Origin of the sequence: Paraburkholderia sp. RL17-380-BIE-A, assembly GCF_046028085.1 — a bacterium.
Taxonomy (GTDB): Bacteria; Pseudomonadota; Gammaproteobacteria; order Burkholderiales; family Burkholderiaceae; genus Paraburkholderia.
Genome location: NZ_JARESQ010000043.1, coordinates 1 through 2,153 on the forward strand (window position 1 = coordinate 1; position 2,153 = coordinate 2,153).

Here is a 2,153-nt window from a genome sequence, read left to right on the forward strand (position 1 = left end):
ACCTTTTCATACATTGATACAATCACAACCCTGATTCACCTACTCGATCACCCATCTCTAAGTGATCTTTCGTGAATCTCTTTACTACTTCTTCCTGATTGTTAAAGAACGACAGCCGATATCGCAGTTGCTATAACCGCGTATCACTCTGACTGGCTCAATCGCCAATGCACAACGCTCTGCTTCTCACAGAACGCTACGCATTGAGGATTGGTGGAGGATGACGGGATCGAACCGACGACCCCCTGCTTGCAAAGCAGGTGCTCTCCCAGCTGAGCTAATCCCCCAGTCATGCACAGATAATCTCTACCTGTTGATACCCAGAGGTTATCGATCAGCACACCAGACAAGACTTTGGTGGGTCTGGATGGATTCGAACCATCGACCCCCGCCTTATCAAGACGGTGCTCTAACCGACTGAGCTACAGACCCCTGAGTCTGTCTAAATTTCACAGCCGATAAGCGTGAGCGCTCAACACATTGACGCGTTAGCTCGAGAAAGGAGGTGATCCAGCCGCACCTTCCGATACGGCTACCTTGTTACGACTTCACCCCAGTCATGAATCCTACCGTGGTGACCGTCCTCCTTGCGGTTAGACTAGCCACTTCTGGTAAAACCCACTCCCATGGTGTGACGGGCGGTGTGTACAAGACCCGGGAACGTATTCACCGCGGCATGCTGATCCGCGATTACTAGCGATTCCAGCTTCACGCACTCGAGTTGCAGAGTGCGATCCGGACTACGATCGGTTTTCTGGGATTGGCTCCCCCTCGCGGGTTGGCGACCCTCTGTTCCGACCATTGTATGACGTGTGAAGCCCTACCCATAAGGGCCATGAGGACTTGACGTCATCCCCACCTTCCTCCGGTTTGTCACCGGCAGTCTCCCTAGAGTGCTCTTGCGTAGCAACTAGGGACAAGGGTTGCGCTCGTTGCGGGACTTAACCCAACATCTCACGACACGAGCTGACGACAGCCATGCAGCACCTGTGTTATGGCTCCCTTTCGGGCACCCCGACCTCTCAGCCAGGTTCCATACATGTCAAGGGTAGGTAAGGTTTTTCGCGTTGCATCGAATTAATCCACATCATCCACCGCTTGTGCGGGTCCCCGTCAATTCCTTTGAGTTTTAATCTTGCGACCGTACTCCCCAGGCGGTCAACTTCACGCGTTAGCTACGTTACTAAGGAAATGAATCCCCAACAACTAGTTGACATCGTTTAGGGCGTGGACTACCAGGGTATCTAATCCTGTTTGCTCCCCACGCTTTCGTGCATGAGCGTCAGTATTGGCCCAGGGGGCTGCCTTCGCCATCGGTATTCCTCCACATCTCTACGCATTTCACTGCTACACGTGGAATTCTACCCCCCTCTGCCATACTCTAGCCCGCCAGTCACAAATGCAGTTCCCAGGTTAAGCCCGGGGATTTCACATCTGTCTTAGCGGACCGCCTGCGCACGCTTTACGCCCAGTAATTCCGATTAACGCTTGCACCCTACGTATTACCGCGGCTGCTGGCACGTAGTTAGCCGGTGCTTATTCTTCCGGTACCGTCATCCCCCACGGGTATTAACCACGAGGTTTTCTTTCCGGACAAAAGTGCTTTACAACCCGAAGGCCTTCTTCACACACGCGGCATTGCTGGATCAGGCTTTCGCCCATTGTCCAAAATTCCCCACTGCTGCCTCCCGTAGGAGTCTGGGCCGTGTCTCAGTCCCAGTGTGGCTGGTCGTCCTCTCAGACCAGCTACAGATCGTCGCCTTGGTAGGCCTTTACCCCACCAACTAGCTAATCTGCCATCGGCCGCCCCTGTAGCGCGAGGTCCCGAAGGATCCCCCGCTTTCATCCACAGATCGTATGCGGTATTAATCCGGCTTTCGCCGGGCTATCCCCCACTACAGGACACGTTCCGATGTATTACTCACCCGTTCGCCACTCGCCACCAGGGTTGCCCCCGTGCTGCCGTTCGACTTGCATGTGTAAGGCATGCCGCCAGCGTTCAATCTGAGCCAGGATCAAACTCTTCAGTTCAAACCTGTTACTGTTTTTCGGTTCCGTTAAGAACCGGTCGCTCACTCAACGTACTGACGAATGATCCAACCATCTTGCGACAGTCAAACCTTCCTTTCATTACTGTGTGAGACTTGATACTT

Annotated in this window: 2 tRNA genes and 1 rRNA gene; all 3 read right to left on the reverse strand. The window is 53.6% G+C overall.

The window, feature by feature from the left end:
* Nucleotides 1–211: 211 nt before the first annotated feature.
* Nucleotides 212–287, reverse strand: a tRNA-Ala gene (locus P0D68_RS35415).
* Between the two features lie 68 nt (nucleotides 288–355).
* Nucleotides 356–432: transfer RNA gene (locus tag P0D68_RS35420), tRNA-Ile, on the reverse strand.
* A 66-nt stretch (nucleotides 433–498) separates the two neighbouring features.
* Nucleotides 499–2,031: ribosomal RNA gene (locus P0D68_RS35425) — 16S ribosomal RNA — on the reverse strand.
* Nucleotides 2,032–2,153 lie beyond the last annotated feature (122 nt).